General features: G+C 68.5%; 20 protein-coding genes. 8 read left to right on the forward strand and 12 right to left on the reverse strand.

Annotation, left to right across the window (positions count from 1 at the left end):
• Window positions 1-77: 77 nt before the first annotated feature.
• Window positions 78-476, forward strand: a complete 399-nt coding sequence (locus BCM27_RS20915) for a hypothetical protein (RefSeq protein WP_004020758.1) — start codon at window positions 78-80, stop codon at window positions 474-476.
• A 9-nt stretch (window positions 477-485) separates the two neighbouring features.
• On the opposite strand, the gene BCM27_RS20920 is transcribed toward BCM27_RS20915, so the two are convergent.
• Window positions 486-2,039 (reverse strand): adenylate/guanylate cyclase domain-containing protein, encoded by a 1,554-nt coding sequence (locus tag BCM27_RS20920; protein WP_004020757.1) that lies wholly within the window; start codon window positions 2,037-2,039, stop codon window positions 486-488.
• Between the two features lie 275 nt (window positions 2,040-2,314).
• On the reverse strand, window positions 2,315-3,601 hold the full coding sequence (locus BCM27_RS20925) for an adenylosuccinate synthase (protein ID WP_004020756.1): 1,287 nt from the start codon (window positions 3,599-3,601) through the stop codon (window positions 2,315-2,317).
• Between the two features lie 81 nt (window positions 3,602-3,682).
• Between BCM27_RS20925 and BCM27_RS20930 the strand changes: the two genes are divergently transcribed.
• Entirely contained in the window at window positions 3,683-4,339 is a 657-nt protein-coding gene (locus BCM27_RS20930; RefSeq protein WP_004020755.1) for a hypothetical protein, read from the forward strand.
• Here BCM27_RS20930 and BCM27_RS20935 read toward each other — a convergent pair.
• The 4 genes from BCM27_RS20935 to BCM27_RS20950 all read right to left on the reverse strand — a co-directional run bounded on the left by BCM27_RS20935 (window position 4,311) and on the right by BCM27_RS20950 (window position 8,434).
• The gene (locus tag BCM27_RS20935) at window positions 4,311-5,684 is read right to left on the reverse strand and encodes an MFS transporter (RefSeq protein ID WP_051987066.1); all 1,374 of its coding nucleotides are present in this window, start codon (window positions 5,682-5,684) and stop codon (window positions 4,311-4,313) included. The two genes, BCM27_RS20930 and BCM27_RS20935, sit on opposite strands and share 29 nt — an antisense overlap.
• A gap of 173 nt (window positions 5,685-5,857) precedes the next feature.
• Window positions 5,858-6,766, reverse strand: coding sequence for a cation diffusion facilitator family transporter (locus BCM27_RS20940; RefSeq protein ID WP_033206121.1), 909 nt, complete (start codon window positions 6,764-6,766; stop codon window positions 5,858-5,860).
• 48 nt (window positions 6,767-6,814) lie between these two features.
• Complete coding sequence (locus BCM27_RS20945; protein ID WP_004020752.1) at window positions 6,815-7,939, reverse strand: FUSC family protein; 1,125 nt, start codon at window positions 7,937-7,939, stop codon at window positions 6,815-6,817.
• 42 nt (window positions 7,940-7,981) lie between these two features.
• Complete coding sequence (locus BCM27_RS20950) at window positions 7,982-8,434, reverse strand: DUF3151 domain-containing protein (RefSeq protein ID WP_004020751.1); 453 nt, start codon at window positions 8,432-8,434, stop codon at window positions 7,982-7,984.
• Between the two features lie 357 nt (window positions 8,435-8,791).
• Between BCM27_RS20950 and BCM27_RS20955 the strand changes: the two genes are divergently transcribed.
• Both BCM27_RS20955 and BCM27_RS20960 read left to right on the forward strand, forming a co-directional pair.
• On the forward strand, window positions 8,792-10,450 hold the full coding sequence (locus BCM27_RS20955) for an Rv0361 family membrane protein (RefSeq protein ID WP_081908918.1): 1,659 nt from the start codon (window positions 8,792-8,794) through the stop codon (window positions 10,448-10,450).
• The gene (locus tag BCM27_RS20960; protein ID WP_239450627.1) at window positions 10,447-10,725 is read left to right on the forward strand and encodes a hypothetical protein; all 279 of its coding nucleotides are present in this window, start codon (window positions 10,447-10,449) and stop codon (window positions 10,723-10,725) included. The genes BCM27_RS20955 and BCM27_RS20960 overlap by 4 nt, the downstream gene beginning before the upstream one ends.
• 61 nt (window positions 10,726-10,786) lie before the next feature.
• Here BCM27_RS20960 and fbaA read toward each other — a convergent pair whose 3' ends face one another.
• Window positions 10,787-11,824, reverse strand: a complete 1,038-nt coding sequence (gene fbaA / locus BCM27_RS20965; RefSeq protein WP_004021344.1) for a class II fructose-bisphosphate aldolase — start codon at window positions 11,822-11,824, stop codon at window positions 10,787-10,789.
• A 226-nt stretch (window positions 11,825-12,050) separates the two neighbouring features.
• Between fbaA and BCM27_RS20970 the strand changes: the two genes are divergently transcribed.
• The 4 genes from BCM27_RS20970 (at window position 12,051) to BCM27_RS20985 (ending at window position 15,532) form a co-directional block, all read left to right on the forward strand.
• Window positions 12,051-12,782 carry a VTT domain-containing protein gene (locus tag BCM27_RS20970; protein WP_004021343.1) on the forward strand — a complete coding sequence of 244 codons (732 nt, stop codon included), beginning with the start codon at window positions 12,051-12,053 and terminating at the stop codon, window positions 12,780-12,782.
• An 88-nt stretch (window positions 12,783-12,870) separates the two neighbouring features.
• Window positions 12,871-13,815: an amino acid ABC transporter permease gene (locus BCM27_RS20975; RefSeq protein WP_004021342.1), complete on the forward strand. Its 945-nt coding sequence runs from the start codon at window positions 12,871-12,873 to the stop codon at window positions 13,813-13,815.
• A complete protein-coding gene (locus BCM27_RS20980; RefSeq protein ID WP_004021341.1) occupies window positions 13,812-14,582 on the forward strand; it encodes an amino acid ABC transporter ATP-binding protein in 771 nt (256 codons plus the stop codon). Before BCM27_RS20975 ends, BCM27_RS20980 begins: the two co-directional genes overlap by 4 nt.
• Before the next feature lie 35 nt (window positions 14,583-14,617).
• The gene (locus BCM27_RS20985) at window positions 14,618-15,532 is read left to right on the forward strand and encodes an ABC transporter substrate-binding protein (RefSeq protein ID WP_004021340.1); all 915 of its coding nucleotides are present in this window, start codon (window positions 14,618-14,620) and stop codon (window positions 15,530-15,532) included.
• Window positions 15,533-15,540: 8 nt separating this feature from the next.
• Here the strand turns inward: BCM27_RS20985 and BCM27_RS20990 are convergent, their stop codons facing one another.
• From BCM27_RS20990 to BCM27_RS21010, 5 genes are read right to left on the reverse strand one after another with little or no spacing between them, the layout of a single operon-like run.
• Window positions 15,541-16,233 carry a TrmH family RNA methyltransferase gene (locus tag BCM27_RS20990; RefSeq protein WP_004021339.1) on the reverse strand — a complete coding sequence of 231 codons (693 nt, stop codon included), beginning with the start codon at window positions 16,231-16,233 and terminating at the stop codon, window positions 15,541-15,543.
• Window positions 16,226-16,804, reverse strand: a complete 579-nt coding sequence (pyrE, locus tag BCM27_RS20995) for an orotate phosphoribosyltransferase (RefSeq protein ID WP_004021338.1) — start codon at window positions 16,802-16,804, stop codon at window positions 16,226-16,228. The genes BCM27_RS20990 and pyrE overlap by 8 nt, the downstream gene beginning before the upstream one ends.
• A 38-nt stretch (window positions 16,805-16,842) precedes the next feature.
• Window positions 16,843-17,754, reverse strand: a complete 912-nt coding sequence (locus BCM27_RS21000) for a type III secretion system chaperone family protein (protein ID WP_004021337.1) — start codon at window positions 17,752-17,754, stop codon at window positions 16,843-16,845.
• Between the two features lie 37 nt (window positions 17,755-17,791).
• On the reverse strand, window positions 17,792-18,793 hold the full coding sequence (locus tag BCM27_RS21005) for a D-2-hydroxyacid dehydrogenase (RefSeq protein WP_004021336.1): 1,002 nt from the start codon (window positions 18,791-18,793) through the stop codon (window positions 17,792-17,794).
• On the reverse strand, window positions 18,790-19,467 hold the full coding sequence (locus tag BCM27_RS21010) for a YoaK family protein (protein ID WP_004021335.1): 678 nt from the start codon (window positions 19,465-19,467) through the stop codon (window positions 18,790-18,792). Before BCM27_RS21010 ends, BCM27_RS21005 begins: the two co-directional genes overlap by 4 nt.

The following is a 19,467-nucleotide window of genomic DNA, read 5'->3' on the forward strand; positions in this document are numbered from 1 at the left end:
CACCGTCGCCCACCCGAACGACTCCGGGGAGTTCTGCCCATTTCGCGTTCGGCGGTCCGGCCCTACCGTCGGTTCCCATGACCACGACCCTCACCCGCCTGGCCACTGCCGGCGCCTCCCTCGTCCTCACCGCAGGCGCGCTCGCCGTCGGCACCTCCGCCGCGGCTGCTGCGCCGTCCGCACCGTCCTGCGACGCCGGGCAGCGGCTCGTCACCTCCGTTGTCACCGCGCAGTCGGCGGCGTCGATCTGCCAATGGCGCACCGACGGCGCCCTCGAGTACCGGGGTGTCGCACGCTCCACCGGGAACACGCTGTGCATCCCGGTGTCCGAGGTGCACGTGCAGGAGAACGGCAGCGGCCGCGCCTATTACGTCGCCTACAACAACGGATACAAGTACCTCGTCTTCGACGGGCTGGGCCTGAGCATCGTCGGCCCCGACGGGTTGCTGATCAGCTCCGAGGACGCGATCGGCTGAGCGGGACCGTCATCCCTCGCCGACGAACGCGGCGAACACGGTGGTCTCCTCCGTACGACCCCGCAGTGACGTGGTCTCCTGCTCCTCCCAGCGGTCGGCCTCTGTCCGCTGCGCGGCCTCGACCGCACGCCCAGAGGCCAACGGCCGCCGCGGATCCCGCTTGGCCAGCTCCGACAACCGGGCACTCTCGTTCACCGGATCGCCGATGACGGTGTACTCGAATCTCTCGATGGCACCGACGTTCCCGGCGACCACGGCCCCGTGACTGACCCCGATCCCGGCAGACAGCTCCGGGACCTCCTCGGCCAACCCGTACGCGATGTCGCGGGCGGCGGCGAGTGCGCTGCCGGCCGCGTCGTCGAGGTCGATGGGCGCACCGAAGATGGCGAGCACCGCGTCGCCCTCGAACTTGTTGACCAGGCCGTCGTGTTCCTCGACCGCCCGCACGATCACGGCGAAGAACTTGTTCAGGATCTCGACGACCTCGGTCGGACGCCGTTGCGCGGCAAGCGTCGTCGAACCGATGACATCGACGAACAGCGTGGCGGCCAGGCGTTCGGTGCCGCCGAGTTCCGGGCTCGACGACATCGCCGCCTCGGCGACGTCGTGTCCCACATGACGTCCGAAGAGATCCCGGATCCGTTCACGCTCACGGAGTCCGGCGACCATCGAGTTGAAACCGACCTGGAGATCGCCGAGTTCGGTGCCGTCGTAGACGACTAGGTCGGCGTTGTCGAGGTCGCCGTTGCTCACGCGGTTCATCCCGGCGCGCACGCTCCGGATGGGTCCGGTCACGCTCATACTCGACAGCAGTGTGAGCAGCAGGCCGGTGAACAGCGCAGTGATCCCGAGGACCGTCGCCCCGACGAACAGATCGAGTTTGGAGGTCTCGTCCCGCGCGAGCCCGAAGGCCAGCACGAGCAGGATCCCGATGATCGGGATGGCCGAACCCACCATCCACGAGACGACCGAGCGCGCCTTCACACCGGTACGTTTGCGTCGGCGATGCCCGGCCGAGATCAGTTCCGCCGCAACGGGACGCAGCGTGAAGTCGATGAACAGGTACGAGATCGCCACCACCACGACGCCACTGAGGCTCACCACGAAGAGCGTCTTCGGGATCAGCTGCGGGTCGACGATCCCGTACATGATGGTGAGCATGACGGTGGCGATGCCCCACAGGAATCCCTGCACCAGCGACAACCGCCACGGCAACCGCATCGTCCGACGGGCATCGCGTTTGGTCGGCGCGACGTCGCGGATAGCCCAGCGCAGGTCGCGGACGCCGACGTAGGTGCCCCACCCGATCCCCACCACGAAGGCCGCGGTGATGTAGACGGGCACCACGATGAAATTGACCCACCACAGTTCGGCGGTGAAGATGGTCGGCTGCGGGATGCCGACCGCGGTGAGCGAGACCGCGACGATCGCCCCGAACAGATTGGCCACCACGATCGACCCGGTCAGCAGCGTCTGGATGCGAACCCGCTGTTTGACCGAGCTCTCGCCGACGGAACCGAGCAGGATGGACCCGTAGTCGCGGCTCCCCCGCTTCGCACGCATGGGCACTAGCTAATCACGAGCCGTGCCCGGATCCGCGACGAGCTTCGCGGAGCCATTTCCGGAGCGTCACCCCGCCCCTGAGCGGGAGCACCCCCATTGCTCCCTGAGGTGCGAGGAGCGCAAGCGACGAGCCACGAAGGGCCTGGTGACGCGCCTCGCCAGCCCCTTCGTGGCTCGCTTCGCTCGCACACCTCAGGGAGCAGGAATCCGGCTCTCAGGCGGCTCTTTCGTGGTTCACGACGGCCGCCGGGCCGCAGATACTGAGAAGCGAAGTGTCAGACGATCTCGCGCCGCACGATCGTCTGATCCCGACCCGGACCGACGCCCACGCACGAGATGTGCGCACCCGAGAGCTCTTCGAGCCGCAGGATGTAGTTCTGCGCGTTCTGGGGCAGTTCCTCGAAGGTCTTGCACTGGGAGATGTCCTCCCACCAGCCGGGCATCTCCTCGTAGATCGGCTTCGCGTGGTGGAAGCCGGTCTGCGTCATCGGCATCTCCTCGACACGTTCGCCGTCGACTTCGTAGGCCACACAGATCGGCACGGTGTCGAGGCTGGAGAGGACGTCCAGCTTGGTGAGGAAGTAGTCGGTGATGCCGTTGACGCGGGTCGCGTAACGGGCGATCACGGCGTCGAACCAGCCGCAGCGGCGGGCACGTCCGGTGGTCACGCCCACCTCGCCGCCGGTCTTGGCCAGGTATGCGCCCCACTCGTCGAAGAGCTCGGTGGGGAACGGTCCCGATCCCACGCGCGTGGTGTAGGCCTTCAGGATGCCCAGGACGGTGGTGATCTTGTTGGGGCCGATTCCGGCGCCCACCGCGGCACCGCCGGCCGTCGGGTTCGACGACGTCACATACGGATAGGTGCCGTGGTCGACGTCGAGCAGGGTGCCCTGCGAACCCTCCAGCAGCACCGTCTCGCCGTTCTCCAGGGCCTGGTTCAGCAGCAGGCGGGTGTCGGAGATGCGGTGCTTGAAACCCTCGGCCTGCCCGAGGACCTCGTCGACGACCTGCGCCGGGTCGAGAGCCTTGCGGTTGTAGATCTTGACCAGGATCTGGTTCTTCAGCTCGAGCGCGGCCTCGACCTTCTGGGTCAGGATCTTCTCGTCGAGGACGTCGGCGACGCGCACACCGACGCGGGCGATCTTGTCCTGGTAGCAAGGGCCGATGCCGCGACCGGTGGTCCCGATCTTCTTGTTGCCCAGGAAGCGCTCGGTGACCTTGTCGATCGCGACGTGGTACGGCATGAGCAGGTGCGCGTCGGCGGAGATCAGGAGGCCGGAGGTGTCGACGTCGCGGTCCTCGAGGCCACCGAGTTCGGTGAGCAGCACGCCGGGGTCGACGACGACGCCGTTGCCGATCACGTTCTGCACACCGGGCGTCAGAATGCCGGACGGGATGAGGTGCAGCGCGAAGGTTTCCCCGTTGGGGAGTACGACGGTGTGCCCGGCGTTGTTGCCGCCCTGATAGCGGACAACCCAGTTGATCCGGCCTCCGAGGAGGTCGGTCGCTTTGCCTTTGCCCTCGTCACCCCACTGGGCTCCGATAAGCACGATCGCGGCCATGTCCGGTACTCCTTTGTGTGGCGCGCTTGGGACCAAACCTGACCAACACTACTGGGTCGGCGCGCTCGATACGCTATCCGCGTGCCGTTTGCCCTCCTGACCCAGACCAGCCGCGCCGACGACAAGAAGGCCGTCCGCGCCGCGGTCGCCGATGCCCTGGCCGATCCCGACGTCTCCCGCCTCGTCGTCGAGCCGCGCGTCGCCGAGCGGTTCGCGCCCACCGTGGCCCACGAGAACGACATCTTCCTGTCCCAGGTGCTCGCCGCACTGATGGTCACCGAACGACTCGACGTCGAGGTCGCGTACGTCTCCGCCGAGGCCACCCCGGCGACGCGCCGCTACGGGTTGCCGCACGGGCCGGCAGCACGCGACCTGGCCGAGCACGGCACCGCGGTCGCGGTGCCGCTCATCCGCGACGACGCCGCGACGGTCGTGGTCGGCAGCGCCCGCCACCTGGGTGCCGAGGGCGCGAAGCTGCACGGCGAGACCTACGTCGACAACGAGCGCCTGTTCGACGGCGAGGTGCGTTCCGTCCTCATCGAGCCGACCCTCACCGCGCCCGGGCTGCGCGCACAGGTGGAGCGGATGTTGTTGCCGGGCAAGTGGTTCGCCGGACGGGCCTGCCAGACCGGGGGCACCAACGTCGTCGTCGAACGCGAAGGGGTGGTGAACCCACGCGTCGTGAAACGGTCGACGTTCTACCGACACGTCACCGATCTGCTGCTCGTGCGTCCCTGACGGGTAGCGCCTCCGGCCCCGTCGTGAGGTGGAGGTCGTCGCGTCGGATGAGGGCGGTCGCCACAACGCTGATGATCGCGGTGAGCACCAGGTATCCGGCTGCGAGCCACGGCGACCCACTCGCCGCGCCGATCAGCGCGGTGAGGATGAGCGGCGTCAGACCCGATGCGTAGATGCCGGAGAACTGGTAGACGACCGACAGACCGGTGTAGCGCACCGGGGTCGGGTACAGACTCGCGAACAATGTGCCCTGCGCGCCGTAGAACAGTGCGTGGATCACGCCGAAGACGATCACCAGCCCGACGGTGAACCACAGCAGGTTCGACGTCCCGAACAGCACGAACACCGGGTAGACCGCGACGCCGTAGGCGGTGATCCCGACCAGATAGATCGTCTTGGCGCCGTAGCGGTCGGTGAGCAGTCCGGAGAACGGCAGCAGGGCCGCCATGACCAGCGACGCGATCGTCACGGCCACCAGGACCGGGACCTTCTCCATGTCGAGTTCGGTGGTCGCGTAGGCGATCGCGAAGACGCCCCAGGTGTTGAAGGCCGATCCCTCACCCCACCGGGCGAGGAGGCCGAGGACGGTGTTGCGTGTGTTCGGCGGGACCACGACGTCGCGCAGCGGTGCCGTGGACTTCTTCGCGAGTTCGGCGACCTCGGCGAAGGCCGGCGTCTCGTCGACCTTGAGGCGTACGACGAACCCGATGACCACCAGCACGATGCTCACCAGGAACGCGATACGCCAGCCGTAGGTCAGGAAGGCCTGATCGTCGAGCGCCACCTGCAGCAGCGCGAACACACCTGTGCCCAAGGCGAGTCCGAGCGCGAGACCGATTTGCGGGATGCTCCCGAACAGACCGCGTTTGCCGTCCGGGCTGTGCTCGACCGACAGCAGGACGGCGCCCGCCCACTCCCCGCCCAGCGCGAACCCCTGAACGATGCGCAAGAGCAGCAACAGGATCGGGGCGAGCACGCCGACCGACGCCGCGGTCGGGAGTACACCCATGAGCGCGGTCGCGACGCCCATCATCACCATCGTGATCGCGAGCGTGCGCTTGCGGCCGATGCGATCGCCGATGTGCCCGAACACGATTCCGCCGATCGGACGCACCACGAAGCCCACCGCGAAGGTCGCGAAGGACAGCAGGGTTCCGACGAACGAACTCTGGTCGGGGAAGAAGAGCTGGTTGAACACCAGGCTGGCCGCGGTCGCGTAGAGGAAGAAGTCGTACCACTCGACGGTCGTGCCGAGAAGGCTTGCCGCGACGACGGTCCGGAGCCGCTTGCGACGCTCGGCCTCGGTCTCGCCGGCCGCGGCGGGGGTGAGTGTGGAGGTAGCCATGACCGACACACGGTAACGACGCGACGTCCCGATCCGGCGACTACGAATCAGGGTGAGCGAAAAGTTGCGGCCGTGTGCAACCGTCGCCGGTCAGGGCAGGAGGCAGGAAGTCGCGTCGTTCCATGCGCCGCAATGTAAGGCATAACCAACATTCACGACGCAGTGACGAACGGTCACCAGGTCATCTCGTCCCGACATCGTCGCTGGTGGTCGTCGGGATCGATCTGCACCGTCGCGTGCTCGAGTCCGTGCCGGGCCAGGACGGCCTGCGCGGCGGGCAGCACCTCACCGTTGGGGCGACTGCTGCCGAGATGGACGGTGGCCACGTCCATCCCCGTCGTGAGCGTCCAGACATGGAGATCGTGCACGTCGTCGACCACGGGGATGTCGGCCAGATCGGCCCGCAACGCCTCGACGTCGACGTGGGCCGGCGCCTGCTGGTTGAGGATGCGAAGCGCATCGAGCGCGAGTCGCACCGCGCGCGGGACCACCCACAGCGCGATCAGCACCGCGACGACGATGTCGGCGTAACCCCATCCGGTCGTCATCGCGACGATGCCGGCCACCAGGACACCGACGCTGCCGACGGCGTCGGCCAGGACTTCGAGGTAGGCGCCGCGTACCGCGATCGACTCCTTGGCGTCCGCGCGCAACAGCAACATGACCCCGAGATTCACCAGCAGACCGATCAGGGCCACGACGATCAGCGTGAGTCCCGGGACCTGCGGATCGCTGCCGATGCGTTCCACCGCTTCGTAGAGCACGAACGCGGCGACGCCCATCAACAGCACGGCATTGGCGACCGCGGTGAACACCTCGGCGCGGTGCCAACCGAAACTACGGGTGTCGGTGATCCGCCCGTGCCGGCCGAGCAACAGCGCGATCAGCCCCATGACGAGCGCGACGACGTCGGTCAGCATGTGTCCCGCGTCGGCGATCAGCGCGAGCGAGTTCACCAGGATGCCGGTGACGAGTTCGACGACGAAGTAGCTGCCGATCAGTCCCACCGCCAGCACCATCGGCCAGAGCCGCCGCTGCCCACCGCCCGCGGGAGCGTGCGAGTGCGAATGTGAATGCCCCATGATGCCGGTCAATATATGCAGAATTTCGCATATGTGGCAACAGGCCGGTCAGCTCCGCAGGGTCGCCAGCGCCGAGGACCTGCGCAGACCCGCCGTCATCAGCAGGTCGACGAGCAGCGAGCGGATCTCCGCGAGCAGCGCAGCCTCCGACAACTCGCTGTTGGTGACCAGGTCGATCCGGGCCTTGCGCACGATGCTGCGGATCACCCTGGCCGCATCGGCCTGATCGGGTTCCTCGCCGGGGTCGGCCATCATCATCGCGCGCAGCACCTCGAAGGCGCCGGCGAGATCGTCGATGATCTCGATCAATTCGGGGAGCACCGGCACCCCCCGCTGGGTCATGCCGAGCGAACGCCGCGCGATGATCCGGAAATTGCGCACGGCGTTGTCGATCGGGTCGGCGGTGGCCGAGATCCGGTCCAACCGCATCCGCGAACCCCAGTAGAGCGGTGAGATCCGGGTGACCTCGCGTCCGCCCGTCATGTCCGACCGCATCTTGTTGATCTCCGCCTGCGTCCCGCGGCCGGCTTCGAGTGCGGCCGCGATGAGTTCCTCGTCGCGCTCGCGGAGTCCGGTGGCCAGCTGGCGGGCGGCGTCGCGAACCGTGGCGAGGACCCCGGCCGCGTCCCGGCGCGCCCGGCTCGCCGGGTTCACCGGCAGCAGCGCCCCCACGAGGATGCCGACCAGCCCACCGATCAGCGCGTCGAGCGCGCGATGGAAACCCGCCACCCCGCCGGGCGGGAGAAGCGTCGCGACCAACGCGGCCGACGAGGCCGCCTGCATGGGGACGAGCGGACCGTCGTCGAGGAAGACCGCCACCGTCATCGCCAGGGCGACGACGATCATGATCTGCCACGCCCCCTCACCGACCAGGCTGATGAAGAGGTCGCCGACGAGGATCCCGATCGCGACGCCGCCGACGAGTTCGGCTGCGCGCCGCCACCGCTGCCCCAGCGAGAGGCCGAGCGAGATCACCGCGGCGATCGGGGCGAAGAACGGGTCGGGATGGATGAAGATCTCCACCGCGATCCACCAGGAGACGCCCGCCGCGAGCGCGCACTGGACGATGGGGACGAGCGAGACACGCAGCCTGCGCAGCCGGTTCTTCAGCGGCGCGGGCATCGCGTTGAACACCCGGCGCGGGTACGACGGGTTCGCGGCGCTCGATCCCATCAGGCGGACGTCATCCCGGGATGACCGGTCGTCTCGGTGCCGTCACACAAGGCCGAGTTCGGCGGCCGCGCGTGGATCGCTGTCGTTGAGCAGGTCGAGGCAACGCAGGTGCTCGTCCTCCTCGCCGACCAGTTCGGCGGCCCGGGCCAGCGCCCCGACACACCGCAGGAAGCCGCGGTTCGGTTCATGGCTCCACGGCACCGGACCGAAACCCTTCCAGCCGTGCCGGCGCAGCTGATCGAGGCCGCGGTGGTAACCGGTCCGCGCGTAGGCATAGGCCGCGATCACCGCGGGCATGTCGATGTCGCCGCCGGCCGCGGCGCCCTTCGACGACTCGAGAGCCGCCTCGGCCAGATACGCCCAGGCGATCGACGCGGTCGGGTGCGCGGCCGCGACCTCCGCCGCGACGGCGCCGTTGAGCAGGTCCGATTCGGCGTCGTCGTCCCCGGTGAGCAGAACCGGTTGTGGGCCGAGAAGATCTCCGAAAGACGTCATGCCCTCTATTCAAGCATCGTGTCGCCGGGGACCCTTCGTTCGATCAAACGCCCTAGTGCTGGATTGTCGGGCCATTCGCTAGGGTGAATGGCGCAATCGGTCCTGCTGCCCTCCCGCTGATCCGGTGTCGTCGGGCGGCCGGACCGAAGTCGTGCAATGGCGGAATGCGGGGTGAATCAGTCGATGGCGCGATCTGAGAGGCCGAGAGCTGCTGTCACCAGGGCTCTGTCGACCCTGAAACAGGTCCGGGAGGATCGTCGTGCTCGCCTGGCGGGTGCCCGACCGACCCCCGATACTGTTCCGACCGGCACCGACGCCACGCCACCCAGCACCAGCAGAGAGGGCCGCGAGCCAGCTGTGGACGATTCCACCCAGAACGAGACCGCCGAGGGCAAGGCCACCGAGGACACGGCCACCGGGACCGAGGCGACCGCAGCGGAGTCCACGACAGACGCGTCCACTGCGGCCGGCGCCGCGAAGAAGTCCCCGGCACCGAAGCCGAAGGGTGGACGCGGTATCGACGGCGCCACCCAGGTGATCAATCGCGACAGCCTCCCGTCTGCCGAGGATCTCGAGGATCTCGACGACATCGACCCGCTGAGCGACGAACCCGAGTCCGCCTCGACCGAGGAGACGGCGACCGACGACGCCACGAGCGAGGACGCCCCCGCCCCGAAGCGCCTCGGGCCCAGCGATTCGAAGACCACGGTCATCCGACGGTCGGACCTCCCCGACGCCGAGGGGCTCGAAGACCTCGACGACATCGACCCGACGGCCCCGGAGCCCGAGGCAGCCTCGCCCGAATCCGAGGCCTACGCGGAGGGTCCGACAGACGAGGCCGCCGAGGCAGAGCCGTCCGAGTCCGAGTCCGAGTCCTCCGCAGCGGAATCGACGGAAAAGTCGGATCTGGACGACGAGGCGGACTCCGACACCGACGCGGCGGCTGAGCCGGTGGTCCCCGAGGACGACACCGACCCGTCGACGGGTACCGCGGTCAGCGCGGGTGTCGCAGCGGCCGGCGCGGCTGCCGTGGCGGCCGGCACGACCGAGACCGACGACGACGTTGCAGACGCGGAGTCGACCACAGACGAGTCCGCGACAGACGAGGCCGGGGACGCCACCGAGGCAATCGAGGTCCCGGCCGCCGAGTCAGACGCCGAAACCGGGGCGATCGAGACCGAGCCGATCGAGGACGAGCAGACCGAGCCGACCGAGACCGAGCCGACCGAGGACGCCGCGGCGACGGACGATACAGAGGCTGAGGCAGAGTCCCCCACCGAGGCGATCGTCGTGCCCGCCGGCGGGACCACCGGCACACCCGAGACCGACACGGCTGTCACGGACGACGCTGCTGACGACGCCGACGCCGACGCCGACGCCGAGGAACCGGACGCCGCCACGACCGTCATCCCCGCGGCTGCGGCTGCGGCGGCCGCCGCGTCCGCCCGAGACGAGCCCGCCACGGCAGATGACGAGGTCCGGACCACCCCCGAGCCGGCCGTTCCCGCCTCGACCGCGGGGTGGACGACCACCGACCGCGAACCCCAGGTCATCCCGGGAAGCGGCCCCGCGTCGCAGAAGAAGAAGCGCGGCAAGGGCCTGCTGATCGCGGCGGCGGTCGTGGTGGTGATCGTGGCCGTCGTCGGCGGCATCTTCGCCTACAACAGCCTGCGCGGCCCAGCACCGGCCGACGAGGCCGCGACCGTCGCGATGGACTACACGACCGCGCTGTATGAGGGCGACCTCTCGACCCTGCGGTCGGTCACCTGCGGTGAGCTCAACGCGTTCTACAGCGACTTCGACGATGCCGCGTACGAGCGGACCTACGAGGCGCAGCGCGCCCGCAACGAGCTTGTACAGACGCAGGCGATCAACGCGGTCCGGGTCGTCGAGGGCGGCAATCAGGCCGTCGTCGAGGTCGTCGCCGTGCACACCAACACACCCGACCAGCCCGAGACCGTCACCCTCAACCTGCAGCGCGACGGCGACGACTGGAAGGTGTGCAACCCCACGTGACGAACGGACACCGGTGCGGCCCGCCGCCGGCCGGCCCGGGTGACCGTTCTGCACCTGGATACTTCACGCCGCCGGCCCGACCGGCGCCGGCCGTGGGCACGGCGCCCAGCCGGACTCCCGGGCCGGACAACCGGGTCCGCACCAGTCGGATCCGTCCCTACGAGGTCGGTCCACCGCAGCGGACCCGGTCACGCGTCGACCCGGCCGTCGTGATCGCGGCGCTGGTCATGATCGCGCTCGCCGCCGCGGTCGTCGTGGGTCTCGCCCTCACCTGAGTGCACGGACAACACTGCCCGCACCCCTCGTCGGAGTGCGGGCAGCGGTTGATCACCTCTGTCAGGCGGTCAGGGACTTGCCGTTGGACTTGAGGTCGTTGCACGCCTCGACAACGCGCTCGCTCATGTTGCTCTCGGCCTTCTTCGACCAGCTGCGCGGGTCGTAGACCTTCTTGTTGCCGACGTCGCCGTCGACCTTCAGCACACCGTCGTAGTTGCCGAACATGTGGCCGGCGACCGGGCGGGTGTAGGCGTACTGCGTGTCGGTGTCGACGTTCATCTTGATGACGCCGTAGCTCAGCGCCTCGTCGATCTCGCTCTTCAGCGAGCCCGAACCGCCATGGAAGACGAAGTCGAACGGCTTGGCGCCCTCGGCCAGACCCAGCTTCTTGGTCGCCACTTCCTGGCCGGTGTTGAGCACATCGGGACGCAGCTTGACGTTGCCCGGCTTGTAGACGCCGTGCACGTTGCCGAAGGTCGCGGCCAGCAGGTAACGGTTGCCGCTGTCGCTGGCACCGAGCGCCTCGATGGTCTTCTCGAAGTCCTCGGGGGTGGTGAACAGCTTGTCGTTGATCTCGTTCTCGACGCCGTCCTCTTCGCCACCGACCACGCCGATCTCGATCTCGAGGATGATGTTGGCGGCACCGGCCTTGGCCAGCAGTTCCTTGGCGATCTCCAGGTTCTCGTCGAGCGGCACGGCGCTGCCGTCCCACATGTGCGACTGGAAGAGCGGATTGCGGCCGGCGTCGACGCGCTCCTGCGAGATCTGCAGCAGCGGCCGGACGTAAGTGTCGAGCTTGTCCTTGGGGCAGTGGTCGGTGTGCAGACCGATGAGGACGTCGTACTTGGCCGCGACGACGTGCGCGAACTCGGCGAGTGCGACCGCGCCGGTCACCATGTCCTTGACACCCTGGCCGGACCCGAACTCGGCGCCACCGGTCGAGAACTGGATGATCCCGTCACTGCCTGCGTCGGCGAAACCCTTGATCGCGGCGTTGATCGTCGACGACGAGGTGCAGTTGATCGCGGGGAATGCGTAACCGCCCTTCTTCGCCTTGTCGAACATCTCGGCGTACTGCTCCGGGGTTGCAATGGGCATCGACGAATCCTCCAGGGTGTTGATGTGCTCTGGTGTTCGGGTTCTCTCGCCTCGAGTGGTGCTTCGGTGGCGAGCAGCCGGACTTCCCGCGGCCGGACTCCCCCCAGTATGGCAGGTGCCACATCGCCCGGCGCGGGCACCATTCGTGCCCGGACCTGCTGGAAAACGACGATGGCGGAGCCGTGAGATTCTGTCCTCGACGCACCCGCAGGTACTCTGGGTCCCCGTGATCGACTCCGCTCTTGCCACCACGACCACCAACCTGGCGCTCCTGCCGGGATTCCTGGATCCGGTGAACCTGCTCAACTCGTTCGGCACATGGATGCTGGCCGGTCTCCTGCTGGTCGTGTTCATCGAGTCGGGTCTGCTGTTCCCGCTGCTCCCCGGCGACTCGCTGCTCTTCACCGCGGGTCTCATCGTGGCGGCGAAGTCCGCGGAGATCGAACCGTTCGCACCGCTCTGGGTGCTCCTCGTGCTGATCCCCATCGCGGCGTTCCTCGGCGACCAGGTCGGCTACTGGATCGGCAAGAAGGCGGGGTATTCGCTGTTCCGGCCGGACGCGAAGATCTTGAAGCAGGTCTACATCGAGGAAGCGCACGAGTTCTTCGAGAAGCACGGCCCGGTGACGATCATCCTCGCGCGCTTCGTCCCCATCGTGCGGACCTACGCACCGCTGGTCGCCGGTGCCGCGAAGATGCGGTACCCGATCTTCCTCACGTACAACATCATCGGCGCGATCGCCTGGGGCGCGGGTGTCACGCTGCTCGGATACTTCCTGGGGCAGATCGAGTTCATCCGCGACAACATCGACTACATCTTCCTGTTCATCGTCTTCATCTCGGTTCTGCCGATCATCACCGAGATCGGCAAGCGCATCCTGCGCTCGCGCAAGAAGGTCGTCGAGGAAGCTCCGCTGCCCGCGTCCGACGATGCGACGAATCAGACCGCCGAGAACTGATCGGCCCCTCGGCCGGCGCGCCGAGTCATCCCGTCAGCTCGATTCTTAACCTTCCGCCGGGGCGCCTGCGCGCTTAGCGTCGCCGATCATGGCAACTCCGACCGTCACGGCGACGGGTCCCGTGCTCGACGCCGCCCCGTCACAGATGCGTCTGGTGGGCCGTCGCCGCCCTGGGCGCTGGGTCGCAGCGACGGTGGCCGTCGTCCTGGGCGCGATGTTCGTCAACACACTGGTGACCAACGAGCGCTTCGAATGGCCCACGGTGGCGCAGTACTTCACCCAGGAGTCGGTGCTGCGCGGCTTGTGGCTCACACTGTGGCTCACCGCGGTGACGTTCGCCGCCGGATTCGTGCTCGGCATCGGACTGGCGGCGATGCGCTTGTGGGGCGGCCCGCTGCTCCAGTCGATCTCGTTCGGATTCGTGTGGATCGTGCGGTCGGTGCCGCCACTGGTGCTGCTGCTGTTCTGGTTTCAGCTCGCTTCGCTCTATCCACGCCTGTCGCTGGGCATCCCGTTCGGGCCCGAGTTCACCTCGGTGGACACCACTCACCTCATCGGTCCGCTGACAGCAGCCTTCATCGCGCTGACCATCGACGTGGCAGCGTTCGCGGCCGAGATCGTGCGCGGCGGACTCGTCTCGGTCGACGACGGACAGACCGAGGCCGCCCGCTCGCTGGGGCTCGCTCCCAGCCGGATCTTCCGGCGCATCGTCCTCCCCCAGGCGATGCCCGCGATCGTCCCCGCCTCCGGCAACCTGCTCATCGGCTTGCTGAAATCGACGTCGCTGGTCAGCGTGATCGCCGTGACCGATCTGCTGTATTCGGTGCAGCTGGTCTACAACCAGAACTTCAAGGTGATGCCGCTGCTGCTGGTGGCCACCATCTGGTACATCGTGATCACGTCGCTGCTGGCGATCGGTCAGTACTTCGTGGAGCGGCGTTTCGCCCGGGGCCGACGCGACGCACGTCCGTTCGCCGACATCCTCCGCGACGCCGCGCGTCTGCGCCCGCGCCTGCCCGGGACGCCGCGATGAGCGCCGTGGAGATCCGCGGCCTCGAGAAGTCCTTCGGCGGCCGGGAGGTTCTACGCGGCATCGACCTCGATGTCGCCACCGGGGAGGTGGCCATCGTGCTCGGACCGTCGGGGTCCGGAAAGTCCACTCTGCTGCGGTGTGTCAACCATCTGGAGCGCCCCGACCGCGGTCATGTGCGGGTGCACGGCGATGTCATCGGTTACCGCGAAGCGCGCCGACGCAACGGCGAGACGGTATTGCGCGAACTGCCTCCCCGTGAGGTCGCTCGACAACGCCGCCGGATCGGCATGGTCTTCCAGCAGTTCAACCTGTTCCCGCACTTCACCGTCCTGGAGAACCTCACCGAGGGTCAGCTCGCGGCCGGCACCTCACCGGACGAGGCGGACGAGCGGGGGCGGGTGTTGCTCGCCCGGGTGGGCCTCGCCGGACGTGAGAAGTCGTACCCGTCGCACCTGTCCGGCGGCCAGCAACAGCGGGTGGCCATCGCTCGCACCCTCGCCATGCAACCCGACGTCGTCCTGTTCGACGAGCCGACCTCCGCGCTCGACCCCGAGCTGGTGGGCGAGGTCCTCGCCGTCATCCGCGACCTCGCCGAATCCGGAATGACCCTTGTCGTCGTCACCCACGAGATCGGTTTCGCCCGCGATGTCGCCGACACCGTGATCTTCATGGACGACGGCCTGATCGTCGAGACCGGTTCGCCCGAGCGCATTTTCGCCGCCGCCGAGCACCCCCGCACCCGCGAATTCCTCGCGGCCGTGCGCTGACCTTCCCACACCACTGACGACGCCAAGGAGAACCCATGCGCAGCCGCGCTCTGCTCGCCCTACCTCTGATCGCAGCCGCGACGCTGATGATCGGCGCATGCGGTGGCTCGACCGACCCGGCCGGCGAGAGCTATGCGATCCCCACCCAGGACGTGGTGTCGTCGGTGGCGGTCGATCCCGCCGCGCAGGCCCTCCTGCCGCCGGGGACCAGCGAGCTCACCCTCGGCCTCACCCGCGCGCCCGGGGTCAACAACCTCCCGCACGCGGGCGAGGTCCCGGAGGGCAACCCGGTTGGCCTCGATGTCGACCTGCGCAACGCGGTCGCCAAAGCCCTCGGCGTGACGTGGAACGAGGAGGTCGGCACCTTCTCGACCATCATCCCCGGCGTGCAGAACGGCCGATATCAGGTGGGGCAGGGCAACTTCGGTGTGACGAGGTCTCGGCTCGAGGTGGTCGACTTCGCCACGTACCTCAATGACGGACAGGCCTTTGTCGGCTCATCCGGGTCCGGTCTGACCTCCGTCACGACGCTGGAAGACCTGTGCGGCAAGAAGATCGTGACCGGATCCGGCACCACCTTTCAACAGATCCTGGAGAAGGGCGTGCAGGAGTGCACGACACACGGCAAGCCCGCCTACTCGGTTCAGTACCTCGACGACCAGGGCGCGATCATTCTCAGCCTGCAGAACAACAAGGTCGACGCCTACTTCGGCCCCACCCTGTCGCTGCGGTACCTCGTCGACAAGGTGCCCGGGACGACGTTCCTCGGCGAATACTCCACCACCGTCGTCGGATTCGTGACGGCCAAGAACTCCCCGGTCGCCCGGGCGATCAGTCAAGCGGTCAACACCCTCATCGCCCGCGGCGAGTACCAGCGGTTGTTCGACAAGTGGAATGTCCCCACGTCGGCGCTGCCGAGGTCCGAGATCAACCCCACCGCAGGATTCTGAGCCGCCCGTCACCACGCGGCGTCGAGGTCGGCGTGCTGCCGGACCCACGCGTGCATGGCGATTCCGGCGGCGACGCCCGCGTTGATGCTGCGCGTCGAGCCGAACTGGGCGATGGACACCGTGAGATCGGCCTCGCGCTGCGCGTCGTCGCTGACCCCCGGGCCCTCCTGACCGAACAGCAGCACGCAGTCGCGCGGTAGATCCGCCGTCTCGAGGGGCCGCGCACCGGGCGTGTTGTCCACCGCCACCACGGTGAGTCGCGCGTCCCGAGCCCAGGCGATCAGGTCGGACACCGTCTCGTGGTGCATCAGGTGCTGGTATCGGTCGGTCACCATCGCTCCGCGGCGATTCCAGCGGCGCCGTCCGACGATGTGGACGGCGGCCACCGCGAAGGCATTGGCGGTGCGCACCACGGTGCCGATGTTGGCGTCGTGCGCGAAGTTCTCGATGGCGACGTGGAGTGGATGCCGCCGGGCGTCGATGTCGGCGACGATCGCCTCTCGCGACCAGTACCGATACGCGTCGACGACGTTGCGGGTGTCCCCGTGGGCGAGGAGCTCGGCGTCGAGGCGCGGATCGTCGGGTACGGGCTCGCCGGGATGCTCGACGGTCCAGGGCCCGACCCCGACGGCCGGCCCGGTCTGCCACTCGGTGGGTCCCGCGGCGTCGTCTCCGCCGTGACCGGCCGACTCGTCAGGCAAGCCCGAGATCGCCGAGGTCGAGGAGGGAGCGGTACGGCACGCCGAGGGCCGTGATGACCGCGTCCGCGCCGGTCGCGCGGTCGACGACGGTGGCCACCCCGACGACGTTGCCACCGATACCGCGGACGGCTTCGACAGCCGTGGACGGGGAGGCCCCGGTCGTGCTGGTGTCCTCGACGACGAGCACGTCGCGGCCGACGATGTCGGGCCCCTCGATCTGACGTTGCATGCCGTGCGCCTTGGCTGCCTTGCGGACGACGAACGCGTCGACCGACCGGCCGTCCGCGTGCATGATCGACGTCGCCACGGGGTCCGCGCCGAGGGTCAGGCCACCGACCGCGGCGTACTCCCAGTCCGCGGTCAGCTCCCGCATCAGCGTGCCGATCAGTCGCGAGGCCTCGTGGTGCAGCGTCGCCCGGCGCAGGTCGACGTAGTAGTCGGCCTCTTTACCCGACGACAGGGTCACCTTGCCGTGGACGACGGCGAGGCCGCGGACGAGCTCGGCGAGCCGCGCCTTCGCGGTCGGGTCGACCTGCGGGGTCTCGGCGGGAACCGGGGCGGACGAGGACATGCGGCTTCCCTCTCGGTCGAACATGGAGCGTCAGGCGATCAGTTGCGGTGCCGGTTGGGCCGCTCGCCCGTGTCCCGGCGAGGTGCCTCGTCGGAAGTCGCGCCGGACCCGCGGACGGGCATCGGCGACATCCGGCGGCCACCGGTGGTCGGTGACGGGGGTGTGCGCGTCGGTGCCGGATTGTCGGACTCCGCCGACGCGCCGGCCGGGGAGCCGCCGGCCCACGACTCGCCCTGGGCCTGCCGCCTGCGCTTGTCCCGCAACGATTCGGTCTTCTCGTCGGCGAGTTCGGCCCGCGTGGGTCCGTGCGGGTCGCGCGGGTCGGGCGAGTCCTCGGGTTCCCGGACCGGCGGCAGCACTCGCAGCAGATCGGCGAATCGGCGGACGACCTCCAGACCCGTGTTCAGCTTGGCCGGGTCGTTCGTCACCGGCATCGAACCGAGCGCCCAGTTGCCCTCGTTCCACAGGACCTCGACGAACGCGGGCGCCTTGTTGGCGAGCGCGACCATCCGGCGGTCGCAGACCCGACGGGCGACGTCGAGATTGTTGGAGAACATGACACGCGGGCCCATCGCACCCAGCAGTTCCACGTCTTCCTCGGCGGGGGCGAGGACGTCCTCGTGCCGGAGGTCGACGACGACATGCGACGGCGAAGAGCGTCGGACGGCGATCACGGTCGCGGTCTCGGCGAGGTCGAAGACCACGGCCTCCACCCCGGCGAAGTGTCCGTATGCGACGTCCTGGACCGGGATGTGGTCGCCCACGTTCATGGTGGCGCGCCGAAACACCTTGCGCAGCTTGGTGTCCGACTCACGGAACTTGAACTCGTGTTCATCGCCCCAGACCGCACGCTGGTGCCGTGCATCGCTCGACCGCTGGCGGTCGAGCCACAACAGGACACCCGCACCCAGTAGGGCCACGGCGGCGATCAGGAAATAGACGGTGGTCATCGCGCTACAGCCTACTATCGGCGGGCCCGCGGTGAGGTCATCCGCCTACCCGGATGTACCCGCGTTCCTTGTCGACGACGTTGACCAGCACGTCGGCCGGCTCCTCGGTGCCCGCGGCGACGTAGCGCCGGAGGTTGTCGAGGACCTGCTCGGCCAACGCATCGCGCCACCCGACGGCGTCCCCGCTCATGTGCGCCGAGATCGCGACCCCGGGCAGGTCCCACAGTTCACTGTCGGCGGGCAGCGGCTCGGTGACGAAGACGTCGAGCGTGGCCGCGCCCAGGTGTCCCGATCGGAGCGACCGCACCAGGGCCGGCTCGTCGACGAGCTCGCCGCGTCCGACGTTGACCAGATGTGCGCCGGGCTTCATCGCCGCCAGCACGGTCGCGTCGATCATTCCGGAGGTCTGCTCGGTCAGCGGCGCGATCGCGACGACGGTGTCGAAGTCGCCCACGTGCGCGGCGAGGTCGTCGGTGGCGACGACGTGTCCGAAGTCCGGGTCCGACGCGCGCTCGGTCCGGCCTGCCCCGGTCACCCGTACCCCCACGGCGCGTAGCAGTTTCGCGGTCGCGCGGCCGATCCCGCCGGTGCCGATCACGAGCGCGGAGGTGCGGTGGGTCGCCACGGTCTCGCGGTGCCGCCATTCATGGTCGCGCTGCAACGCCATCGACTCGTGTAAACCCTTGTGCCGCGCGAGGACAGCGGCGAGGACGAATTCCGCGATCGGCCGGTCGAAGACGCCGTGCGCGTTGGTCACCACGACGTCCGAGGCCCGCAACTCGTCGAAGAGCAATGAGTCGACGCCGGCCGCACACACATGCACCCAGCGCAACGATGCCGTCGCGTCGCCCCAGTGGTCGGCGAGCCCGCGGGAGAAGAAGTCCCACAACACGAAGACGTCCGCACCCGGCAGGGCGGAGCCGAGATCGTCAGCCGTGCAGAGCCGTACCGTCGCGAGCTCCTCGATCTCGGCGAGGTTCCCCGGCAGAGGGGCGTCGGGAGAGATCAACAGGGCAACCACGGGCGCATGCGGGGTCATGACCCCACCGTAGGTGACGGGTCGGTGTGTTCGTCGATCACGAAGAGCAGCAGCGTCACCGCGAGGAAACCGGCGGGCACCCAGGCGGCGCGACCGCCCAACAGTTGGGTGCAGACCGCCCCGACGAGTGCGCCACCCGCGAACGCCCCCACCAGGCGGCCGTAGACCGCGAGGGCCTTGCGCGCATCCGGCGACCGGTCGACGGTCACCCCGTAGCCGGCCTCCACGAGCCGCATGAGATTCCCGGTCGTGGCCACCGCGATGTAGTTGAGATCGCCGATGTTGCGGAACAACTCGATCTGCATCGCCGTGATGAACGAGATGGGGATGGTGACGAACGAATGCGGCACCGAGGTGGGGACGAAGCCGATCACCACGAGGATCGCCACCTGCAGCGCCATCGTCACCCGGATCGGATAGACGAGCAGGCGGTCGAGCCGGCCGGCCTTCACGTGCACCGCGAGCACGACGCCGACGAGAAAGGCGAGGATCGGCCACAGATGACCGGACGCCTGATGCCATTGCCGCTCCGACAGATTCAGCGCGAGGAGGATGACGTTTCCGGTCTGGGCATTGGCGAACACCCCGCCCCGGGACAGGTACGTGTAGCTGTCGAGGAAGCCACAGGCCGCGGTGATCAACAGGGCGAAGCGCAGCGAGGTCGACGTGGTCAT

It is taken from the genome of Gordonia terrae (assembly GCF_001698225.1).
GTDB lineage: Bacteria > Actinomycetota > Actinomycetes > Mycobacteriales > Mycobacteriaceae > Gordonia > Gordonia terrae.

Bases quoted from the DNA above. Each gene is read 5' to 3' on its own strand.
- BCM27_RS20940 (WP_033206121.1), bottom strand. From the start codon at position 6,766: ATGGGGCATTCACATTCGCACTCGCACGCTCCCGCGGGCGGTGGGCAG.
- fbaA (WP_004021344.1), bottom strand. From the start codon at position 11,824: ATGCCCATTGCAACCCCGGAGCAGTACGCCGAGATGTTCGACAAGGCG.
- BCM27_RS20925 (WP_004020756.1), bottom strand. From the start codon at position 3,601: ATGGCCGCGATCGTGCTTATCGGAGCCCAGTGGGGTGACGAGGGCAAA.
- BCM27_RS21000 (WP_004021337.1), bottom strand. From the start codon at position 17,754: ATGACCACCGTCTATTTCCTGATCGCCGCCGTGGCCCTACTGGGTGCG.
- BCM27_RS21010 (WP_004021335.1), bottom strand. From the start codon at position 19,467: ATGACCACGTCGACCTCGCTGCGCTTCGCCCTGTTGATCACCGCGGCC.
- BCM27_RS20975 (WP_004021342.1), top strand. From the start codon at position 12,871: ATGGCAACTCCGACCGTCACGGCGACGGGTCCCGTGCTCGACGCCGCC.
- BCM27_RS20985 (WP_004021340.1), top strand. From the start codon at position 14,618: ATGCGCAGCCGCGCTCTGCTCGCCCTACCTCTGATCGCAGCCGCGACG.
- BCM27_RS20950 (WP_004020751.1), bottom strand. From the start codon at position 8,434: ATGACGTCTTTCGGAGATCTTCTCGGCCCACAACCGGTTCTGCTCACC.
- pyrE (WP_004021338.1), bottom strand. From the start codon at position 16,804: ATGTCCTCGTCCGCCCCGGTTCCCGCCGAGACCCCGCAGGTCGACCCG.
- BCM27_RS20920 (WP_004020757.1), bottom strand. From the start codon at position 2,039: ATGCGTGCGAAGCGGGGGAGCCGCGACTACGGGTCCATCCTGCTCGGT.
- BCM27_RS21005 (WP_004021336.1), bottom strand. From the start codon at position 18,793: ATGACCCCGCATGCGCCCGTGGTTGCCCTGTTGATCTCTCCCGACGCC.
- BCM27_RS20935 (WP_051987066.1), bottom strand. From the start codon at position 5,684: ATGGCTACCTCCACACTCACCCCCGCCGCGGCCGGCGAGACCGAGGCC.
- BCM27_RS20980 (WP_004021341.1), top strand. From the start codon at position 13,812: ATGAGCGCCGTGGAGATCCGCGGCCTCGAGAAGTCCTTCGGCGGCCGG.
- BCM27_RS20915 (WP_004020758.1), top strand. From the start codon at position 78: ATGACCACGACCCTCACCCGCCTGGCCACTGCCGGCGCCTCCCTCGTC.
- BCM27_RS20945 (WP_004020752.1), bottom strand. From the start codon at position 7,939: ATGGGATCGAGCGCCGCGAACCCGTCGTACCCGCGCCGGGTGTTCAAC.